Below are 17,082 nucleotides of genomic sequence, written 5' to 3'. Positions count from 1 at the left end.
TCCAAAGCCCCTGCTGGTCACTGCGGCCTGTCCTTCGTGCGCACCCTTCACGACTTAGTTGGCTTTCTGAACTTGCTGAATGTTGTCCATCATGGCATCCAGCAACTCGACTCCCTCGGGCCCAAGGCGCTCGACAATTACCTGTCTGACCGCTGGCTGTGACATCTCAGCCAGCTTCTGCAACTCAGCTGGTTCAATCGCGTTGATTTCCATACGTTTTCCGAGCTTGGGCAAGCCCTTGTCTGCAGACGCCTCGATGATGCGAGACAAACCGACACCTGATTCGACTGCAACCTGTGCAGCCATGTCAACGACTGCCTTTTCGGCGTCAGTCAGACCATTGTAGAAATCTTCATTCATAGTCCAGATGTAAGGGGTGATCACATGATTGGTAATCGAGAGATACTTCTGGACTTCGTCGAACTTGGCAAACGCGATGATAGGAATCGGGTTCATCTGTCCGTCAGCCACCCCCGTCTGCAATGCCGTATAGACCTCAGCCCATGGCAGGGGTGTTGGCTGGCCACCAAGCGAAGTAATGGTGGCCTCGTGCGTTGGCAAAGTCATGGTCCGGATGCGCAACCCTTTGAAATCATCTGCGGTACGAATCGGGCGCTTGGAGTTACTCACAGCAAAGAACCCGCCCGAGTCCAGCAGGCCGAGGACCTTAAGCCCGGTCTTTTGCTCCAGGTCAGCGGCAAACTTCTTGCCAAACGGACTATCCATATTGATGACTTCCTGGGCAACTCCAATGTTCGGGAACGCAAAAGGCATGTCGAACACGCCCACCAGGTTGTAATGGGCAGCGATGCCACCAGCCGACGAGATCGCTGATTGCACCAGCCCGTCACGCACTTGCTGGATCACTTCATCGTCCTTGCCCAGCTGGCCATTGGGAAACACCTCAACCTTGAGGCTGCCATTGGTGCCGGTCTCAACCAGGCTCTTGAACACCGCGGACATTGCGGCCGAGTGACTGTCAAACGGATTGTCTGGATTCAAGTGCGCAAGCCGGATGGTCTTTTCTGCCAGTGCCGGCCCTGCCAGCAGAGCCGAAGCAGTCAATGCAGTCATGGCAAGTTTTTTTAACGATCGTTTCATGTTGACTCCTGTTCAGTCGCCTGGACAAGTGACGAGTCAGTGCTCACTACCGCCAGGCAAGGTGGATTCCTCAGTTTGTGGTCATACCCAGCCACCGGGGAACTGTGAGGGTGAGCGATGGCCAGTAAGCCACCAGAAAGAGCACGGCCAGCTCTGCCAGCAAAAACGGCCAGAGCGACCTTGCAATCCGTTCAATTTTTTCGCCTGTTACCGAGGCCAGCACAAACAGACAGGCACCGACTGGCGGGGTCATCAGGGAGAGGTTCAAGGCCAGCACGATCATCACACCTGCGTGAACGGGGTCCATGCCGATTGCGACGCTCAAGGGTCCCAGCACAGGAGCCAGAATGATCAGCAGCGCGTTGACATCCATGAACATGCCAATGATCAGCAGCAACGCCAGAACCATGGCGATGATCACCGCCGGATTGTCAGAGACCGCCAGGAACGAGGCTGCAATCATCTGCGGAATCTGGTTGAACGTCATCCACCAGCCAACGATCGAGGCACTCGCGATGATGAGAAACACCACACCGGTGATCCGGGCGGTCCGCATCAGCATGAGATACAAGTCCGACCAACCAACTTTGCGGTAAACAAAACACCCCATGACGAGCGCGTAAAGGACCGCAAGCGAGGCTGCTTCGGTCGGCGTAGTGATACCGCCCAGAATCGCACCCAGAATCATCACGGGCATCACCAGCGCAGCCAGCCCATCCTTGAAGGCCAGCAGAATCCTCATCAGACTCGGCCGATTCTTGCTGACAGGCAGATTCAGGCGTTTGCCAAGCGCGGCAATGGTGGCCATGCAGACCAGACAAATTAACAGCCCTGGAAGAATACCGGCGGCAAACAGCCCAGCCACAGAAACCCCCATGAGCGACCCATAGATCACCATCAGATTCGATGGCGGGATCGTCGGTCCGATGATCGAGCCGGCTGCCGTCACGGCACAGGCGAACGGGCGGCTGTACCCTTGCTTGACCATTGCAGGAACGAGCGTGTTGCCGAAAGCAGCAGCATCCGCTGTCGCCGCGCCTGAGAGTCCGGCGAACATGACTGAGGCCACCATGTTTGAATGTGCCATCCCGCCTCGCAAGTAGCCAACCAGCGCGTCGGCCAGACCGATCAGCCGATCCGTGATACCCGAACGGTTCATGATTTCGCCTGCGAGTATGAAAAACGGCATCGCCAGAAAGGTGAACAGATCCAGTCCGGCAAAGAACCGGTCAGGTGCCATGGCAAGATAGCGTCCCTGTCCACCGATGGTGAACATACCCACCATACCGGCCAGGCCGATCGTGTAACCGATTGGCATACCAAGCAGGAGCAGAATGACAAACGTCAGGCCGACCTCGATCATGGGCACACCACCAGGGTCGAGTCCTGCCTGAGCCGAAGCTGATCACGTACGGCCACCAATGCCAGCTGAGTGATCGCCAGCGCGGCACTGACTGGCACTGCAGCAAATGGCAACTGTTTGGAAATCCCGTAGATCATGGTCGAGACCCGGGCACCGCGTTCAACCATACCCAGCCCATAGTAAAAAAGCACAAGAAAGAACAGAATCCCGAGCAGATCCATCGCACCAAGCAAAATCCGCTGAACACACCTGGGAAACATCACGAACAACATCTGCATCCCGATATGCTCGCGCCGGCGGATACAACTCGACACAGCGAGTAACGCAATCCAGATCATCAGATATCGTGCCGCCTCTTCCATGAACGTGATCGGCAATGGCCAGACGTAGCGCGCAAAAACGCCTAGCCAGACGTCAAGCACCAGCAGGCCCATCAACCCGACGCAAACCCGGTCAGTCATCGAAGAGAGCCGACGACTGATGTCATCGCAGGCTCTCGCGAACCCGCTTAACTGCATCTGCGATCTGGTCGATCCTTCACTCATGCGTCGTCTTCCTGTTTGTGTTTCCCATGTCCGTTTGCTCTTGTTAATCACGCCATCCAGCCTGGCGTGACCGGCTCTGCACCGTCTGGCACCACTTTGGTGCTCATGCACCAGCATCAGCACCGTGTTCCGCACGGCGAGAAAGCCCTGGCAGGTGCCACTCGCGACAGCATGCCCTTCTGCTGGCAGACCATGACCTTTTGTCTGAAGCAATTGGTGTGCCAGGCCGGCACCCGGACACTTGAAACGAGTCGTCAAGCCCGGGCCTGAAGGCGCATCCGGGAGACTCCAAACTCTGCTAGAGTAAGGAGGAGGATCTGGATTCAGGCCCGGGAAACATGGATGATTTGATATACATATGTTCTGGTTTGTCGTACACACCAAGCCGAGGCAGGAGCATCGGGCACTTGAAAACCTCCAGCGTCAGGGTTTCACATGTTTTTTGCCGACACTCGCCAAAAAGAAAACCACCAAGAGAGGTCTCAAAGTGGTTCATGAGCCCCTGTTCAAGCGCTATCTGTTCATTGAGCTCGATACCACCATGTCCGGGCGCAGCTGGGCCCCGATTCGTTCCACTCTTGGTGTGACCAGACTCGTGACGTTTGGCAACGAACCTGCGAGAGTCGATCCGCGTCTGATCGAAATTCTCAAGATCCAGCAGGAACGGCAGGATGCACCGGAATCGCCCTACCAGAAAGGTGCCGTGGTTCGCATCATCAGCGGTCCGTTCGCCGGTATCGAGGCGATTTACCAGATGGACGATGGCGAACGCCGGGCGATGGTACTGATCGAACTGATTCAGAAGCCGACCAGGCTCGAAATTGACATTTCTCACATAGAAGCCATCTGAGACAGTGATCCTGACGACTCGCACACGGGGACGCCAAGCCTGTATTCTTTGAGTCGGACAACAGCTTCTGAGGAGACGACGATGGACATCGGGCTAAAAGGAAAGTGGGCCGTGGTATGCGGCGCGAGCAAAGGGCTGGGCTATGGATGTGCACAGGCACTCGCCCAGGAAGGCGTGAACCTGGTGATCAATGCCAGAACCCAGTCCACACTGGAAAGTGCGGCCCAGGAACTGGCCCACGCAAACGGAGTCACTGTCCATGCCGTCGCTGGCGACGTGACCGACCCCGCTGTGCAGACGCAGCTCCTGTCGGCTGCGCCCCAGGTCGACATTCTGATCAACAATGCGGGTGGCCCACCGCCGGGCGACTTCAGGGAATTTGAGCGGGAAGACTGGATCAAGGCGCTAGAGCAGAACATGCTGGCACCGATCGAACTCATCAAAGCCTGCATCGATCCCATGATCGAGCGCCAGTTTGGCCGTATCGTGAACATCACATCCATGTCGGTCAAGATGCCTGTGGAGTCACTGATTCTGTCAAATGGCGCACGCGCCGGGCTCACCGGGGTGGTTGCAAGCCTTGCCCGGGATGTCGCTCACCACAACGTCACGATCAACAACCTGCTGCCGGGCAAGTTTGATACGGATCGACTGCGTGGCAACGCAGTCAAGCGCGCCGCCGCTGCCCAGCGCACAGTTGAAGAAGAACTCAAGCTCGCGGCAGCAACGGTGCCTGCCAGGCGACTGGGCGTTCCGAGTGAATTCGGCCACGCCTGCGCCTTTCTTTGCAGTGCCTACGCGGGCTACATCACCGGACAGAACCTGTTGATCGATGGTGGCGCATTTCGCGGTGTCATGTGAAGGATGTGCTGAAGCGATGTGATGTGGAGTGAAGCCTCCACAAGTCGCCTCGATCAGCGCATCCGATCGCGAGCAAGTGGTGGCGAGGCATTTGCTGCCGCACGCCGGCCTCGCTCCAGATTGATCGGCAACATGAGAATCAATCCGGCGACAAACAAGAGACTGGTCGCACTGATTGCCAGTCTCTGATCACCATCACTCAACCAGGTCACCAGTCCGTACATAAGCGGACCGATGATGCTCGCCACCCGGGTCGCCAATGTCCACAAACCATAAAACTCTGCAAGACGGTCTGACGGGGCAAGCAACCCTACCATCGCCCTGCCCACCGACTGACTCGCACCCATGCTCAGTCCCGCAATCGTTGCTGCCACCCAGAATCCGGATTTGGTCGTCACTGCAGCAGCTATCAGACACGTCGCAAACCAGGCCAGCAGAGTCAGTGCCAGCGCACGCTTGTGTCCAATCAGATCCTGCCCGTACCCAAAAATGAGCGCACCGATGACAGCCGCAATGTTCAACACAAAAATGAGCAGCATCGTTTCATCCTGCCCGAAACCGATCACTTCCTGTGCATAAATCGCGGCCAGTGCGATGGCCACTGCCACACCACCCATGTATGCCACTGTACAGGCCAGCAGCCACACAAAGTCTGAGTATTCCCGCGCATGACGCCAGGTCTGCTGCAGTCGCTTGAATGCATTGCTGCGGCCGACGGACTGACCTGGCACACCACGCTCTTTCAGCAGACTCAGCGACACTGTGGCTGCCAGCGCGAAGACGCCCGCTGTCAGCAACATGGTGACTGGCACAAATGATTCCGCAGTCTGTCCTTGATCCTGCGCCCAGATCACATAAGCCAGGCAGATACCAAGCGTGAGCATGCCCCCCAGATACCCAAACCCCCACCCCCAGCCGCTGACGCGACCAATGGACTCCTGACGGGCGATACCTGGCAGAAAGGCCGAGATCAAGGCCTCGCCCCAGCTGAAAAAGGCATTCGACAGTATGACCAGGATCATGGCCCAGGCGAGCTCCCCGGGACCCGCAGTGGCCAGCCCGGCGGTTGCAAGCACACACCCCGTTGTTGTCCAGACCAGTCCGCGTCGCTTGGACTGGTGGCGATCGGCCCATGCCCCGATCACGGGTACCGTCAGCATCACCAGAAGGTTGGACAGACTCAGGGTCACGGTCCAGAGCAGCGTGCCGAGCGACTCACCCCCGGCCACTACACCCACAAAATATGCCGAAAAAACCGCGGTCAGGACCACGGTGGTATAGCCGGAGTTTGCGAAGTCGTAAAGCGCCCATCCGAAGACCTCGGACGGTCTGACCCCTGGCCTTAGAATACCCTTGCTGAGCATCGCATCGGGATGCTCCTGACTGGCTGGCTGCTGCAATCCTGTTCCCCTGGTTTAGCGACAATCGGTTCGGACTTCGCAGCAACGACGCCCACCCGTACGAACCAGTGCGGGTTGTACATCATTCCTTGATATTCTCAAAGACAATCGGGCCCACATTGCCTGCCTCGCCCTGTGCCCGTGGACCTGACCCGATGGGCTGCTTCATGCGGGCGACTGCACGCCCAGTCGCCTTGCCAGCTTGTGCAAGTTGCTCGCATCCAGATCAAGCGCTCGAGCAGCGGCAGACCAGTTTCCACCATGCCGTTCCAGTGCCTGCTGAATGCACTCTCGCTGAAATTGATCAGTCGCATGACGTAGTCCCATCACCTGCATGCCTGGATTGAGACGATCCTGACTGGCACGTCTGCCGGTGTCAGCATTGACATCTTCATCTCCGAGACCCTTCCCCTGATAACCGGGCTGGCCAATGACATCAGGATCGAGTCCGAGCATTTCCGGCTCAATGGTCACGATGACATCTCTGGATGTTTTTCTGCTGGCTGCGCGCAGTGCTGCCCTGCTGATGGCGTGCTCGAGTTCGCGGATGTTGCCCGGCCAGGCGTAGCTTGTGAGCGCTTGCTGAGTCGCCTGCGACAGACGCAAACTGTGCAGACCCAGACGGGCACGGTTCAGTTCCAGAAACCGGCCTGCGAGCAACAGCACATCGCCCCCTCTTTCCCGCAGTGGCGGAACATGGACGGGATAAACCGACAGCCGGTGATACAGATCGGCCCTGAACCGTCCAGACTTGATGTTCTCGGTGAGATTACGATTGGTGGCGGCCACGATACGGACATTGACCCGGCGCGGCCGGTCTTCGCCCAGACGTTGAACCTCGCCGTTTTGCAAGGTACGCAGCAACTTGGCCTGGATGCTCAAGGGCAACTCTCCGACTTCGTCCAGAAAGAGTGTGCCCTCGTCAGCGGCTTCGATCCGGCCGGCACGATCTGCACCTGCCCCTGAGAATGCCCCTTTCAGGTGCCCGAACAACTCGCTTTCGGCGAGTGACTCGGGCAAGGCAGCACAGTTGACATGAATCATGGGCTTGTCAGCCCGTGGGGAATGCCTGTGAATTCGCAATGCAAACAGCTCCTTGCCAACCCCGGTTTCACCCAGCAGCAAAACAGGCAGATCCGAGTCTGATGCCACATCGAGTTCACTCAGAAGCGCCCGCATCACGGCGCTCTGCCCGACGATCTGCGCATCGTGAGGCACACTGGCCATGGCATCACTCTGCATGCCACGCAAGAGTTTCAGACTGCGATAATCCTCTTCCAGTCTGGACACCCGCATACTGGCTGCCGCAATCTGGGCGTAGGCGGACAAGGCCGTGATGTCACGTGTTGTGAAAGTGCGATCCGGCAAAGCATCCAGTGTCAACGCTCCCCAGGGCCGCCCCTCCACATACAGGCTCACGCCCAGGCAGTCGTGCACCGGCAATGGCTCTCCCCAGCGCTGATCCAGCAGTCCATCGTATGGATCCGGGGTGGGATCGCCTGGTACGAACCGAACCGGTTCACGCGCCGACATAATCTTCGCAAGCCGCGGATGCTGCCCTAGTACAAACCTTCGCCCCATCGCCTCACTGGCGAGTCCGTCAAGTGCGACAGGAATCAGGGCATCACCCTCTGACCGAAGCAAACCGACCGCGTCACAGGAAAATCGCTCGCGCAGCGTACGCACCAGTCGCTGGGCCCGCATCGACAATGGCAGATCGGTGATCAGGTCAAGGATCAGGGACAGCTCGGTTCTCATGGCACCCAGGTGACGAGGGAAGGGTCGACGTCGTGAAACGACGCGAAAGCATGGTTATATTAACCCAGCACCGGGTAATATAAACCTGATTTAATTGGGTATTTTTTACCACAATAGATTAAATTACATATAAATCAATGAACTAAAATGTGGCACAGGACTTGCATTTATCCGTCATGAAACGCTCACGCCCTGTCTGTTCAAACCTGGCAGTCACCTGAGCGATCAGGCATCTCGATCTGCTCAGCACCAGACGTCTGCGACAGATCGAAGCTAAACCACAATCGACACACTCACGTGTCTTGACGGAGCAATAACATGCATCAATTACTGGATCAAACAATCGGTCATATTGCCTGCGAACTACCGGGCGCAACGCGTGTGTTCCACGCCAACCGGCTCGATTTCTGCTGCGGTGGTGACAAGACGCTGCGCGAAGCCATGGCAAGCCGCAAGATCGCCGACCCGGGTCCGATCGTGATGGCACTGCAGGAGCTCGCCGGCCAGCAGACGCTGGATGGCCGCGACTGGCGCAAGGCGTCGCCAGGGGAACTGATTGATCACATCCTCACCCGGTTTCACGACAAGCACCGTGAGGACCTGCCTGAACTGATCCGGCTCGCACGTCGGGTTGAGCATGTACACCGCGATCACCATGCATGCCCGCGAGGTCTGGCTGACCATCTGGCTCAGATGCAACAGGAACTCGAAAGTCATATGATGAAAGAAGAGCAGGTTCTGTTTCCCATGCTGCGCCGGGTTGATGCCGCTCAGGTTCCCGCACCGGTGGCCATGATGCGGTTTGAGCACGACCAGCACGGTGAGGCACTGGACCGGATTGATCAGCTGACGACCGAAATCACCGCACCCTCCGATGCCTGCAACACCTGGCGCGGTCTGTATGCAGGTTTGAGACAGTTACGCGAGGATCTGATGCAACACATCCACCTTGAGAACAACATTCTGTTTATCAGCGCACAAGACCTGCACGCAGCATGATCCAGAACAGGTCAATCAAGCGCGTCGACTCCCAGGATCCCGGGTTTGAAGACCCGCGAGACATGTTGCTCGCGTGCCACGAGAAGGTGGCACGCTTTAGCAGGCTCACGCGCAAGCTGCAGTCTCACATCGAGGCAAATGGAACCGGTCAGGACGCCATCGAAGCTGCCAATCGGGTTTTACGGTACTTCCGAATCGCTGCGCCATTGCACCACCAGGACGAGGAACTAGACCTGTTCCCGGCCTTGCTGAATCTGGAGAAGACAGGGCTGGACCATGCTACTGCCATCGCGCTCCGTGCCGATATCGACCAGCTTGAGCGCGAACATCAGCAACTCGAGCACATCTGGCTGGAGATTGAGCCGTGGCTGGATTCTGTTGCGGCAGGTCAAACTTTGGTGACTTCAGCAGACCTGAACGCGTTCGTGGAACTCTATGATGCCCACATGCAGCGCGAGCAGGAGCGGGTCTTTCCACACACTTCCCGCCTGAGCGCAGAAAGACGCAAACAGGTTTGTATCCGCATGGCGCAACGCCGCGGACTGACCATCTAACAGAGAACATGCATCATGTGGTTTAAAACTGTGCGGCTCGCCGGCCGCGACATCCTGCCTGTGTTTCAGGGAGGAATGGGAGTTGGCATTTCTGCTCATCGACTTGCAGGCGCCGTCGCGCGAGAAGGCGCAATGGGGACGATCGCCAGCATCGACCTGCGTCATCATCACCCCGATCTGGTCGAGGTGACAGAGAACTGCAAGGATCGTGACATCGTTGACTGGGCCAATCACGTCGCACTGGACCGGGAAATCAAGCAAGCGAAGTCACTCTCTGAAGGTAACGGACTGATCGCGGTCAACGTCATGAAGGCCGTGCGTGACCATCCTGCTTTGGTCAGACAAGCCTGCGAAAGCGGTGCAGACGTAATCGTCATGGGAGCGGGATTGCCAATCGACTTGCCGGAGATGGTCCAGGACTACCCGTCGATCGGACTGGTCCCCATCCTGTCCGAAGCGCGTGGCATCGCCATTGTCCTCAAGAAGTGGATGAAGAAGGGTCGTCTGCCGGATGCCATCATCATCGAGCACCCCGCCCACGCTGGCGGACACCTCGGTGCCACGAGACTGGAGGATTTGCGTGACGGTCGATTTGACTTTGCGGGGGTGATTGAACAGACTCAAAACCTGTTCCATGAACTTGGCCTTGGCAACAACGCGCCACCACTGGTACTTGCCGGTGGCATCGACAGCCATGAGAAAGTACGCCACTGGCTGACCTGCGGTGCGCAAGGGGTTCAGCTCGGTACCGCCTTTGCTGTGACCAAGGAGGGGGATGCCCATCCCAACTTCAAGCAGGTTCTGCTAGACGCAGAGCCCAGTGACATGACCGAATTTGTGAGCGTAGCAGGCCTGCCCGCCAGAGCTGTCGCTACCCGCTGGCTCAAAAGCTACAAGAAAAGCGAAACTCGACTGGCCAACTGCGCCAAGGCAGACCCCAGACGCTGTTCGCAACGCGCAGACTGCCTCACACAGTGCGGGCTACGTGATGGCATTAGCAAGTTTGGTCAGTTCTGCATTGACCTCAAGCTCATTGCCGCCTTACGTGGCGAGGTCGACAAGGGATTGTTTTTCAGGGGAGCGGGCAAACTCCCGTTTGGCAAGACCGTGCGCAGCGTTCACGAGTTGATCGACTACCTGCTCAACGGTCATATGCCTGAACCTGCTGTTTAAACAAGTACGGCTCGAGCAGTCGATACCAGCCCCATTTCCCAGACAGGCTCGGGCACAGTGGGTTGTCATGGCGAGCATGCCATGACAACCCACCTCCGCGCAGCTGCTCCCAGCCTGATATGCCAGACAAGCACATATGCTTGCTGACTACGGTAAGCGTGGCATCAAGCTTCCAACCATCACAGCCTGATCCGGAGCCAGAGTAAACCGGCTCGAATGAACGCGCCTGTTTAAGAATGACTTTTGCACTTTTGACCTATCGCAAGTCACCAGCAAGAACAGTTCGTCATTTGCTTGATCGACGATACAAATCACAATATGTAGTAGTAATATTTAAAAAACAAACTATATATAGACACCTGGCCCTGAAACACTCTGTGGCTCAGCAACCAGAAAGGAGCCGTCATGACGCAGCCAGCGAGCACACCTCTTTCACCCGGTTCACCGTCGGCATCGCCGGCGATCGATGTGCAGCAGACCATGCAGGAATACCTGGATCGGCTAGACTGGCGAGTCAATGCGAATGCCAACCAGGGCTACAGTCTGGGGGGTCTGATTCTGAATGTTGCCGGCAAAGTCACGGCAAACTACTGGCTCTGCGGGATATTCAGCCCGTCAGCTGCGGTGGCTCACCGCGAGGCCGACATTCACATTCATGACCTCGACATGCTGAGTGGCTACTGCGCTGGCTGGTCATTGCGACAACTCCTGACAGAGGGCTTTAACGGAGTGCCCGGCAAAGTCGAATCACGGCCTGCACGGCACATGTCTGCCGCAATCGGGCAAATCGTCAATTTTCTGGGAACACTGCAGAACGAATGGGCTGGCGCCCAGGCGTTCAGTTCATTCGACACGTACATGGCACCGTTTGTCCGCAAGGACAACATGACCTACACCCAGGTTCGCCAGTGCATGCAGGAATTGATCTACAACCTGAATGTGCCGAGCCGCTGGGGAACCCAGACACCGTTTACCAACCTGACGTTTGACTGGACCTGCCCGGCAGACCTGAAAGACCAGATCCCCTATATCGGCGGACAGGAGATGCCGTTTAGCTACGGTGAGCTGGGCACCGAGATGGACATGATCAACCAGGCCTACATTGAGGTCATGACCACGGGCGATGCCTTGGGCCGGGCCTTCACGTTCCCGATCCCGACGTACAACATCACCCCGGATTTTCCGTGGGATCACCCCAACACCGACCGGCTGTTCGAAATGACTGCCAAGTACGGATTGCCTTACTTCCAGAACTTTCTGAACTCCGACCTCGAGCCGCACATGGTGAGATCGATGTGCTGCCGGCTTCAGCTTGATTTGCGAGAGCTTTTGAAACGTGGCAACGGTCTGTTTGGATCCGCGGAGCAGACCGGGAGCGTCGGGGTTGTCACCGTCAATTGCGCCCGTCTCGGATACTTGTACCAAGGCGATGAGGCCGGACTGATCGTGCGTCTGGACGAACTGCTCGAACTCGGACGCGACGTGCTTGAACGCAGGCGTGAAACAGTACAACGACTCATGGATCAGGGTCTTTACCCGTACAGCAAACGCTATCTGGGCTCGCTCAGAAATCACTTCAGCACACTCGGTGTCAACGGCATGAACGAGATGATCAGAAACTTCAGTGGTGATCAGTTCGATCTGACGACACCTGAAGGGCAGTCCATCACGCTGCGGGTACTCGATCACGTACGCGCCAGAATCGTGCAGTTCCAGGAAGAGACGGGTCATCTGTACAACCTGGAAGCCACGCCGGCCGAAGGGACCACGTACCGATTCGCCAAAGAAGACAAGAAACGCTGGCCGGCCATCATTCAGGCGGGCACAGCCGATCAACCCTACTACACCAACTCCAGTCAGCTGCCTGCAGGGTATACGGACGATCCGTTCGAGGCACTTGAACTTCAGGAAACCCTGCAATCGCGGTACACCGGTGGAACCGTCCTGCACCTTTACATGAACGAGGCGATCAGCTCTTCAAGAGCCTGCAAACAGCTCGTCAGAAGGGCACTGAGTCACTTCCGGGTGCCGTACATCACCATTACACCCACTTTCTCGATCTGCCCCAAACACGGTTACCTCTCAGGCCATCACGAGTACTGCCCGAAGTGCGATGCAGAACTGCTCGGCTCTGGTCGCGAGAACAGTCAACATGAAGACCATGCACATGGGACAAACTTCAACTTGCAAGGAGAGCCACATGCCATCCAGTAATCCTGCTCACTCATCAAACCCAAACCCGCCCGCCGCAATCAGTCTGGATGGACTTGATCCGGCCGCACGCACCCGTTGCGAAGTCTGGACCCGTGTCATGGGCTACCACCGTCCGGTCAGTTCGTTCAACATCGGCAAAAAGGGGGAGTTCAATGAAAGAAAATTCTTTGAGGAGCATCCCCGTCAGGCATGACAGGCGTCCCTGTCTTGGAGGCCTGATGCCTTTCTCGACAGTGGACTGGCCAGATCGCCTGACGGCTACCTTGTTTGTGTCTGGCTGCCCCTGGCGCTGCCACTATTGCCACAATCCGCACCTTCAGCCCCGGAACACTCGCGTGCAATGGGAAGATGCGCTGTCGTTTCTGAAGTCCAGGCAAGGCCTGCTCGATGGAGTCGTGTTTTCCGGGGGAGAGCCGCTCATGGAGGTCGAGCTGCCGTCCATGGTTCGCGCCATCCGGAAACTCGGTTTTGACATTGGGCTACACACAGCCGGCATTTATCCGGATCGGCTACATGCGATTCTTCCGGATCTGGCCTGGGTCGGACTGGACATCAAAACCCTGCCTGAACGCTACGACCAGCTGACTGGACGCGCTGGATCCTGGACACCTGTCTCGTCCTGTCTGCAACAACTGCGGGAATGGGCGCGCCGGACAGGCCAGCCATATGAATGCCGCACAACCTGGTCAGAGGACTGGCTCAGTCAGCCAAAGCTGCTAGAGCTGGCAGCGATGCTAAAGAACGAGGGAGTTCAGACGTATGCGGTGCAACGTTTCAGAAGCGCCCCGGATCGGGAGCCTGTTGACAGGCTGCTGCCGCAAACAGAGGCCGTTTTAAACGCCCTGTTCACCAGTTACACACTACGCTGACAGTCAAAGAAACGCTCACTGTAGGGACCAGGTCAGGAGAGCATCTCCGGGGAATTAAAGTTCATGAAACTCGACTCACCGCCCGCATCAACACCCAGATCATCACCCTCATCTTCGAAGTTGACCTCCACGGCTTTGATCTTCGACATAAACGATCTGACCTTGCGCTGCCCTGTATCCAGGAAGGCGTCCAGTGCCGCCAGATCACATCTGCGCAACAGGCAACACAGTGGCTGCTGGTGACCGTCTGCACTGGCAAATGCAGCGTGCCCGGCTCCCTGACGATACAAGCGCTCAGCCAGGACCAAAGGTAACCGTGGAGTGTCACACGGGACAACGAGCAACCGGCTGGTATGACAGACACGCAAAGCAGCCTGAATCCCGCGCAAGGGTCCATCGAACCCAGGCTCGGCATCCGTCACCACGGTTGCCCGCCTCCGGTATTCGTCCAGATTGCGATTGGCGCTGATCAGAATGCGCCTGGGAGCAACCGTCTGACCTCGCAGGCGATCGATTAAATGATCGACCAACGGCTTGTCACGCCAGACCACCAACCCTTTGTCGGCGCCTCCCATACGCGATCCTCGACCGCCAGCCAGAATCACGGCCTCGTATGCAAAGCCATCAACCGGGCACCTGTCTACACGCTTGCCCTCAGCCTGTTGGCGGGTGGTCGTCTCGGTGATCGGATATGCCATATCGGTCTATATGTATCCCGAACAATCAGGCCGCTGCCCGCCAGCGAACCAGCGCATCCCTGTCTGCAGTCCGCTGGTCCAGCCAGCGTGGCCCGTCGGCGGTCCATTCTTTTTTCCAGAAAGGGGCCTCAGACTTCAGATAATCCATGATGAACTCGCAGGCCTCGAACGCCTCTCGCCTGTGAGCCGACGCAGTCAGCACGAGCACAATCGGGTCCCCCGCGTGCAACAGGCCGACGCGATGAATGATACGTGCTGCATGGAGCCCGAACCGCACGATGGCCTGACGTGCAATCCGGTCCAGGCATTTCTCTGTCATGCCAGGATAGTGTTCAAGCTCAAGAGCAGTGACATCGTCACTCAGATTGAGATCCCGGACCAGACCAGTAAATGAAACGATCGCACCGGCCCCACCAGTTTGTCTACGTAATGCCTCATACTCCCTGGTCAGATCAAAGGCCTCGGCCTGGACACTGGCGATCGGAGCCGCGCTGGCTGGCAGCGACTGTGCCCCTGAGAGGGTGCTCATGTTCATCAGCCTCCGGTCACTGGCCGAAAGAATGCCACTTCAGCACCGGATGACAGCACACAGGATGGTTGCACCATTTCCTGATTCACCGCAATTCTGAGCGCTTCGGAATCTTGTAGCTGCTCTTGCCAGACACCCCCTCTGTCAGCCAGCACACTGACCAGGTCCTGAACCGTCCTGACCTGACACTCCAGTGTTTCCCGTGCAATACCTAGCGACTCGCGCAGCTGCGCAAAATACAGCAGATTCAGCTTCAGCATGATCCCCCTGAAACCCTCTCATTGGATAGTAGACGACGCGACTTCCAGGCTCGATGCTGGCGCCGGGTGGCACATCGACCAGCCCGTCAGCCAGTGCAATGCTGCTCATCACGCCTGCACCCTGACCGGGTGTACTTAACTTCAAGCGAAGTGACAACGACTGATCAACCGCCTCACTGACGCGGATGAACTCACGTTTTCGGCCCTTGGACTGCCACACAAAATCCGCAACCGCTTCAAATCTCAACGGCAGACACTGCTCGATACCTTGTCTACGCTTGATAAACGGGTTGGCCAGCAGCAGGAACGTCACGAATGCACTCACCGGATTGCCAGGCAGACCGATGAAGTCGGCTTGGCCGATTCGTCCAAATGCAAATGGCTTGCCAGGTTTGATTGCTACTTGCCAGACGCCCAGAGTCCCCAGTTGCGTCACGGCGGCCCGGACATGGTCCTCTTCTCCAACAGAGACACCACCAGATGTGATGACGACATCATTCTCGGCACTGACCCGTTCAAGCATGGCCAGCGTCGCTTCCCGGCTGTCACGCACGATGCCATAGTCCGTCAGGCGGCAACCCAGACTGCGAACCAGGCTGCCGATCGCATAACGATTGCTGTTGTATATCTGGCCTTCGTCCAGTGGTGAGCCGGGTTCGACCAGTTCGTCTCCGGTAAAAAAGATCCCCACCTTAAGGCTCCGGTATACATCCAGTGTCGGCACACCGACAGATGCTGCCAGGGCAAGATGTTTGGCGAGCAAGGCTGTACCAGGCAACAGAATCGTCTGACCCTGTTCAATATCCTCACCACGGCGACGCACATGCTGGCCGGGCCTGACCGGTGACTTGATTCGCACCCAGTCGCCTTGTGGGCCTGTCTCGCTATCGGTTTCTTCCTGTGGAACGACCACGTCGCATCCGTCTGGAACCGGGGCACCCGTAAAAATGCGGGCCGCCATGCCGGCGGGCAAGGATCCGCCCGCCTGCCCCGCGGCGATGCGCGCAACCACCTTGAACTGGTCGGGCATGTCAGGCAACCCGGACAGATTCAGTGCGTAGCCATCCATGGCACTGTTATCAAAACCAGGCACGGCAATCGGCGAGACCAGCCCTTTGGCCAGCACACGTCCGTCACAAGCCGACAGTGAACAGGACTCTGTGTCTGTCATGACGCGTGCGAGTCTGACAAGTTCGGTCTGGGCCTGCTCCACCGACAGCATGGTGCCAACAGTCTGGCTGTCTGCATTCATTTCCTGGCACCTCCCATCCCATGCTCGACTGCGTAGATTGCCGCCTGAACCCGATTGGATAGTTCAAGCTTCCTGAGTATGCTCTGCAAGTGAATCTTGACCGTGCTTTCAGCCAGATCAAGCTTGCGTGCAATTTCCTTGTTGCTCATGCCGAGTGCGAGCTCTCCAAGGATATCGCACTCACGCGGCGTGAGTTTTTCCGTATGGTCGGCGGGTATGTCGATCCGGGGTTGTCGCAGGCTCGCCACAAGCCTGGCTGTCATTTCGTTTGAAATAACGGACTCTCCGTCCATGACCCGGCGCAACGCGTCAACGAATACCTGCGCGTCGATGTTCTTGATCAGGTAACCGGCCGCACCGGCACGCAATGCCCTGGTCAGATCTTCGCTATCTTCCGACACAGTCAACATAATGATGTGGCTCTGCGGGACCTCCTCACGCAAAAGCGTGATGGCATCAAGCCCTGACATACCCGGCATGTGCAAGTCCAGCAAAATGATGTCAGGCACCAGCTCCTTCGCTCGCTTGATCCCCTCCAGTGCATCTGACGCCTCAGCCACGACCTCTACCCCTGGCTGGCGCTGCAACAGCAATCGCACACCACTTCGAAACAGGGCGTGATCATCGATCAAAAGCACTCGAATAGTGGATGTCAT

18 protein-coding genes are annotated in these 17,082 nt (G+C 57.4%); 8 read left to right on the top strand and 10 right to left on the bottom strand.

Annotated features, from left to right (window positions below):
• Nucleotides 1-54: 54 nt before the first annotated feature.
• The 3 genes from DBV39_RS17535 to DBV39_RS17525 form a co-directional block, all read right to left on the bottom strand.
• Nucleotides 55-1,101 carry a TRAP transporter substrate-binding protein gene (locus tag DBV39_RS17535; RefSeq protein WP_108622649.1) on the bottom strand — a complete coding sequence of 349 codons (1,047 nt, stop codon included), beginning with the start codon at nt 1,099-1,101 and terminating at the stop codon, nt 55-57.
• A gap of 70 nt (nt 1,102-1,171) precedes the next feature.
• Nucleotides 1,172-2,464, bottom strand: coding sequence for a TRAP transporter large permease (locus DBV39_RS17530; protein ID WP_193853037.1), 1,293 nt, complete (start codon nt 2,462-2,464; stop codon nt 1,172-1,174).
• Nucleotides 2,461-3,222 carry a TRAP transporter small permease gene (locus DBV39_RS17525; RefSeq protein ID WP_227870696.1) on the bottom strand — a complete coding sequence of 254 codons (762 nt, stop codon included), beginning with the start codon at nt 3,220-3,222 and terminating at the stop codon, nt 2,461-2,463. The genes DBV39_RS17530 and DBV39_RS17525 overlap by 4 nt, the downstream gene beginning before the upstream one ends.
• A 145-nt stretch (nt 3,223-3,367) precedes the next feature.
• Between DBV39_RS17525 and rfaH the strand changes: the two genes are divergently transcribed.
• Together rfaH and DBV39_RS17515 are read left to right on the top strand one after the other, a co-directional pair.
• Nucleotides 3,368-3,859: a transcription/translation regulatory transformer protein RfaH gene (rfaH, locus tag DBV39_RS17520; protein ID WP_108622648.1), complete on the top strand. Its 492-nt coding sequence runs from the start codon at nt 3,368-3,370 to the stop codon at nt 3,857-3,859.
• An 81-nt stretch (nt 3,860-3,940) separates the two neighbouring features.
• Entirely contained in the window at nt 3,941-4,720 is a 780-nt protein-coding gene (locus tag DBV39_RS17515; protein ID WP_108622647.1) for an SDR family oxidoreductase, read from the top strand.
• Between the two features lie 53 nt (nt 4,721-4,773).
• Here DBV39_RS17515 and DBV39_RS17510 read toward each other — a convergent pair whose 3' ends face one another.
• Both DBV39_RS17510 and norR read right to left on the bottom strand, forming a co-directional pair.
• Nucleotides 4,774-6,084, bottom strand: coding sequence for an MFS transporter (locus DBV39_RS17510; protein ID WP_108622646.1), 1,311 nt, complete (start codon nt 6,082-6,084; stop codon nt 4,774-4,776).
• Nucleotides 6,085-6,285: 201 nt separating this feature from the next.
• Complete coding sequence (gene norR, locus DBV39_RS17505; protein WP_108622645.1) at nt 6,286-7,878, bottom strand: nitric oxide reductase transcriptional regulator NorR; 1,593 nt, start codon at nt 7,876-7,878, stop codon at nt 6,286-6,288.
• 318 nt (nt 7,879-8,196) lie between these two features.
• Here norR and ytfE point away from each other — a divergent pair, with 318 nt between their 5' ends.
• The 6 genes from ytfE (at nt 8,197) to DBV39_RS17475 (ending at nt 13,687) form a co-directional block, all read left to right on the top strand.
• Complete coding sequence (ytfE, locus tag DBV39_RS17500) at nt 8,197-8,877, top strand: iron-sulfur cluster repair protein YtfE (protein WP_108622644.1); 681 nt, start codon at nt 8,197-8,199, stop codon at nt 8,875-8,877.
• Nucleotides 8,874-9,431 (top strand): hemerythrin domain-containing protein, encoded by a 558-nt coding sequence (locus tag DBV39_RS17495; protein ID WP_108622643.1) that lies wholly within the window; start codon nt 8,874-8,876, stop codon nt 9,429-9,431. Before ytfE ends, DBV39_RS17495 begins: the two co-directional genes overlap by 4 nt.
• A gap of 15 nt (nt 9,432-9,446) precedes the next feature.
• Nucleotides 9,447-10,604 carry an NAD(P)H-dependent flavin oxidoreductase gene (locus DBV39_RS17490; RefSeq protein WP_108622642.1) on the top strand — a complete coding sequence of 386 codons (1,158 nt, stop codon included), beginning with the start codon at nt 9,447-9,449 and terminating at the stop codon, nt 10,602-10,604.
• A gap of 405 nt (nt 10,605-11,009) precedes the next feature.
• Nucleotides 11,010-12,818, top strand: a complete 1,809-nt coding sequence (locus DBV39_RS17485; RefSeq protein WP_159079022.1) for a ribonucleoside triphosphate reductase — start codon at nt 11,010-11,012, stop codon at nt 12,816-12,818.
• On the top strand, nt 12,805-13,011 hold the full coding sequence (gene nrdD, locus DBV39_RS17480; protein WP_108622641.1) for an anaerobic ribonucleoside-triphosphate reductase: 207 nt from the start codon (nt 12,805-12,807) through the stop codon (nt 13,009-13,011). The genes DBV39_RS17485 and nrdD overlap by 14 nt, the downstream gene beginning before the upstream one ends.
• A gap of 25 nt (nt 13,012-13,036) precedes the next feature.
• Nucleotides 13,037-13,687 (top strand): anaerobic ribonucleoside-triphosphate reductase activating protein, encoded by a 651-nt coding sequence (locus tag DBV39_RS17475; RefSeq protein ID WP_265416013.1) that lies wholly within the window; start codon nt 13,037-13,039, stop codon nt 13,685-13,687.
• A gap of 32 nt (nt 13,688-13,719) precedes the next feature.
• Here the strand turns inward: DBV39_RS17475 and mobA are convergent, their stop codons facing one another.
• The 5 genes from mobA to DBV39_RS17450 are packed head-to-tail and all read right to left on the bottom strand — an operon-like array spanning nt 13,720 to nt 17,082.
• A complete protein-coding gene (mobA, locus tag DBV39_RS17470; RefSeq protein ID WP_108622639.1) occupies nt 13,720-14,385 on the bottom strand; it encodes a molybdenum cofactor guanylyltransferase MobA in 666 nt (221 codons plus the stop codon).
• 25 nt (nt 14,386-14,410) lie between these two features.
• Nucleotides 14,411-14,914 carry a molybdenum cofactor biosynthesis protein MoaE gene (locus DBV39_RS17465; protein WP_108623361.1) on the bottom strand — a complete coding sequence of 168 codons (504 nt, stop codon included), beginning with the start codon at nt 14,912-14,914 and terminating at the stop codon, nt 14,411-14,413.
• A 5-nt stretch (nt 14,915-14,919) separates the two neighbouring features.
• Nucleotides 14,920-15,174 carry a molybdopterin converting factor subunit 1 gene (moaD, locus tag DBV39_RS17460; RefSeq protein ID WP_227870695.1) on the bottom strand — a complete coding sequence of 85 codons (255 nt, stop codon included), beginning with the start codon at nt 15,172-15,174 and terminating at the stop codon, nt 14,920-14,922.
• On the bottom strand, nt 15,059-16,426 hold the full coding sequence (locus DBV39_RS17455) for a molybdopterin molybdotransferase MoeA (protein ID WP_227870694.1): 1,368 nt from the start codon (nt 16,424-16,426) through the stop codon (nt 15,059-15,061). Before DBV39_RS17455 ends, moaD begins: the two co-directional genes overlap by 116 nt.
• A complete protein-coding gene (locus DBV39_RS17450) occupies nt 16,423-17,082 on the bottom strand; it encodes a response regulator (protein WP_108622638.1) in 660 nt (219 codons plus the stop codon). The genes DBV39_RS17455 and DBV39_RS17450 overlap by 4 nt, the downstream gene beginning before the upstream one ends.

The organism is Orrella marina (genome assembly GCF_003058465.1).
Classification (GTDB): Bacteria; Pseudomonadota; Gammaproteobacteria; order Burkholderiales; family Burkholderiaceae_B; genus Algicoccus; species Algicoccus marinus.
Note: the sequence above shows the minus strand (reverse complement) of the source record. Positions and strands in the feature narration are given on the sequence as shown.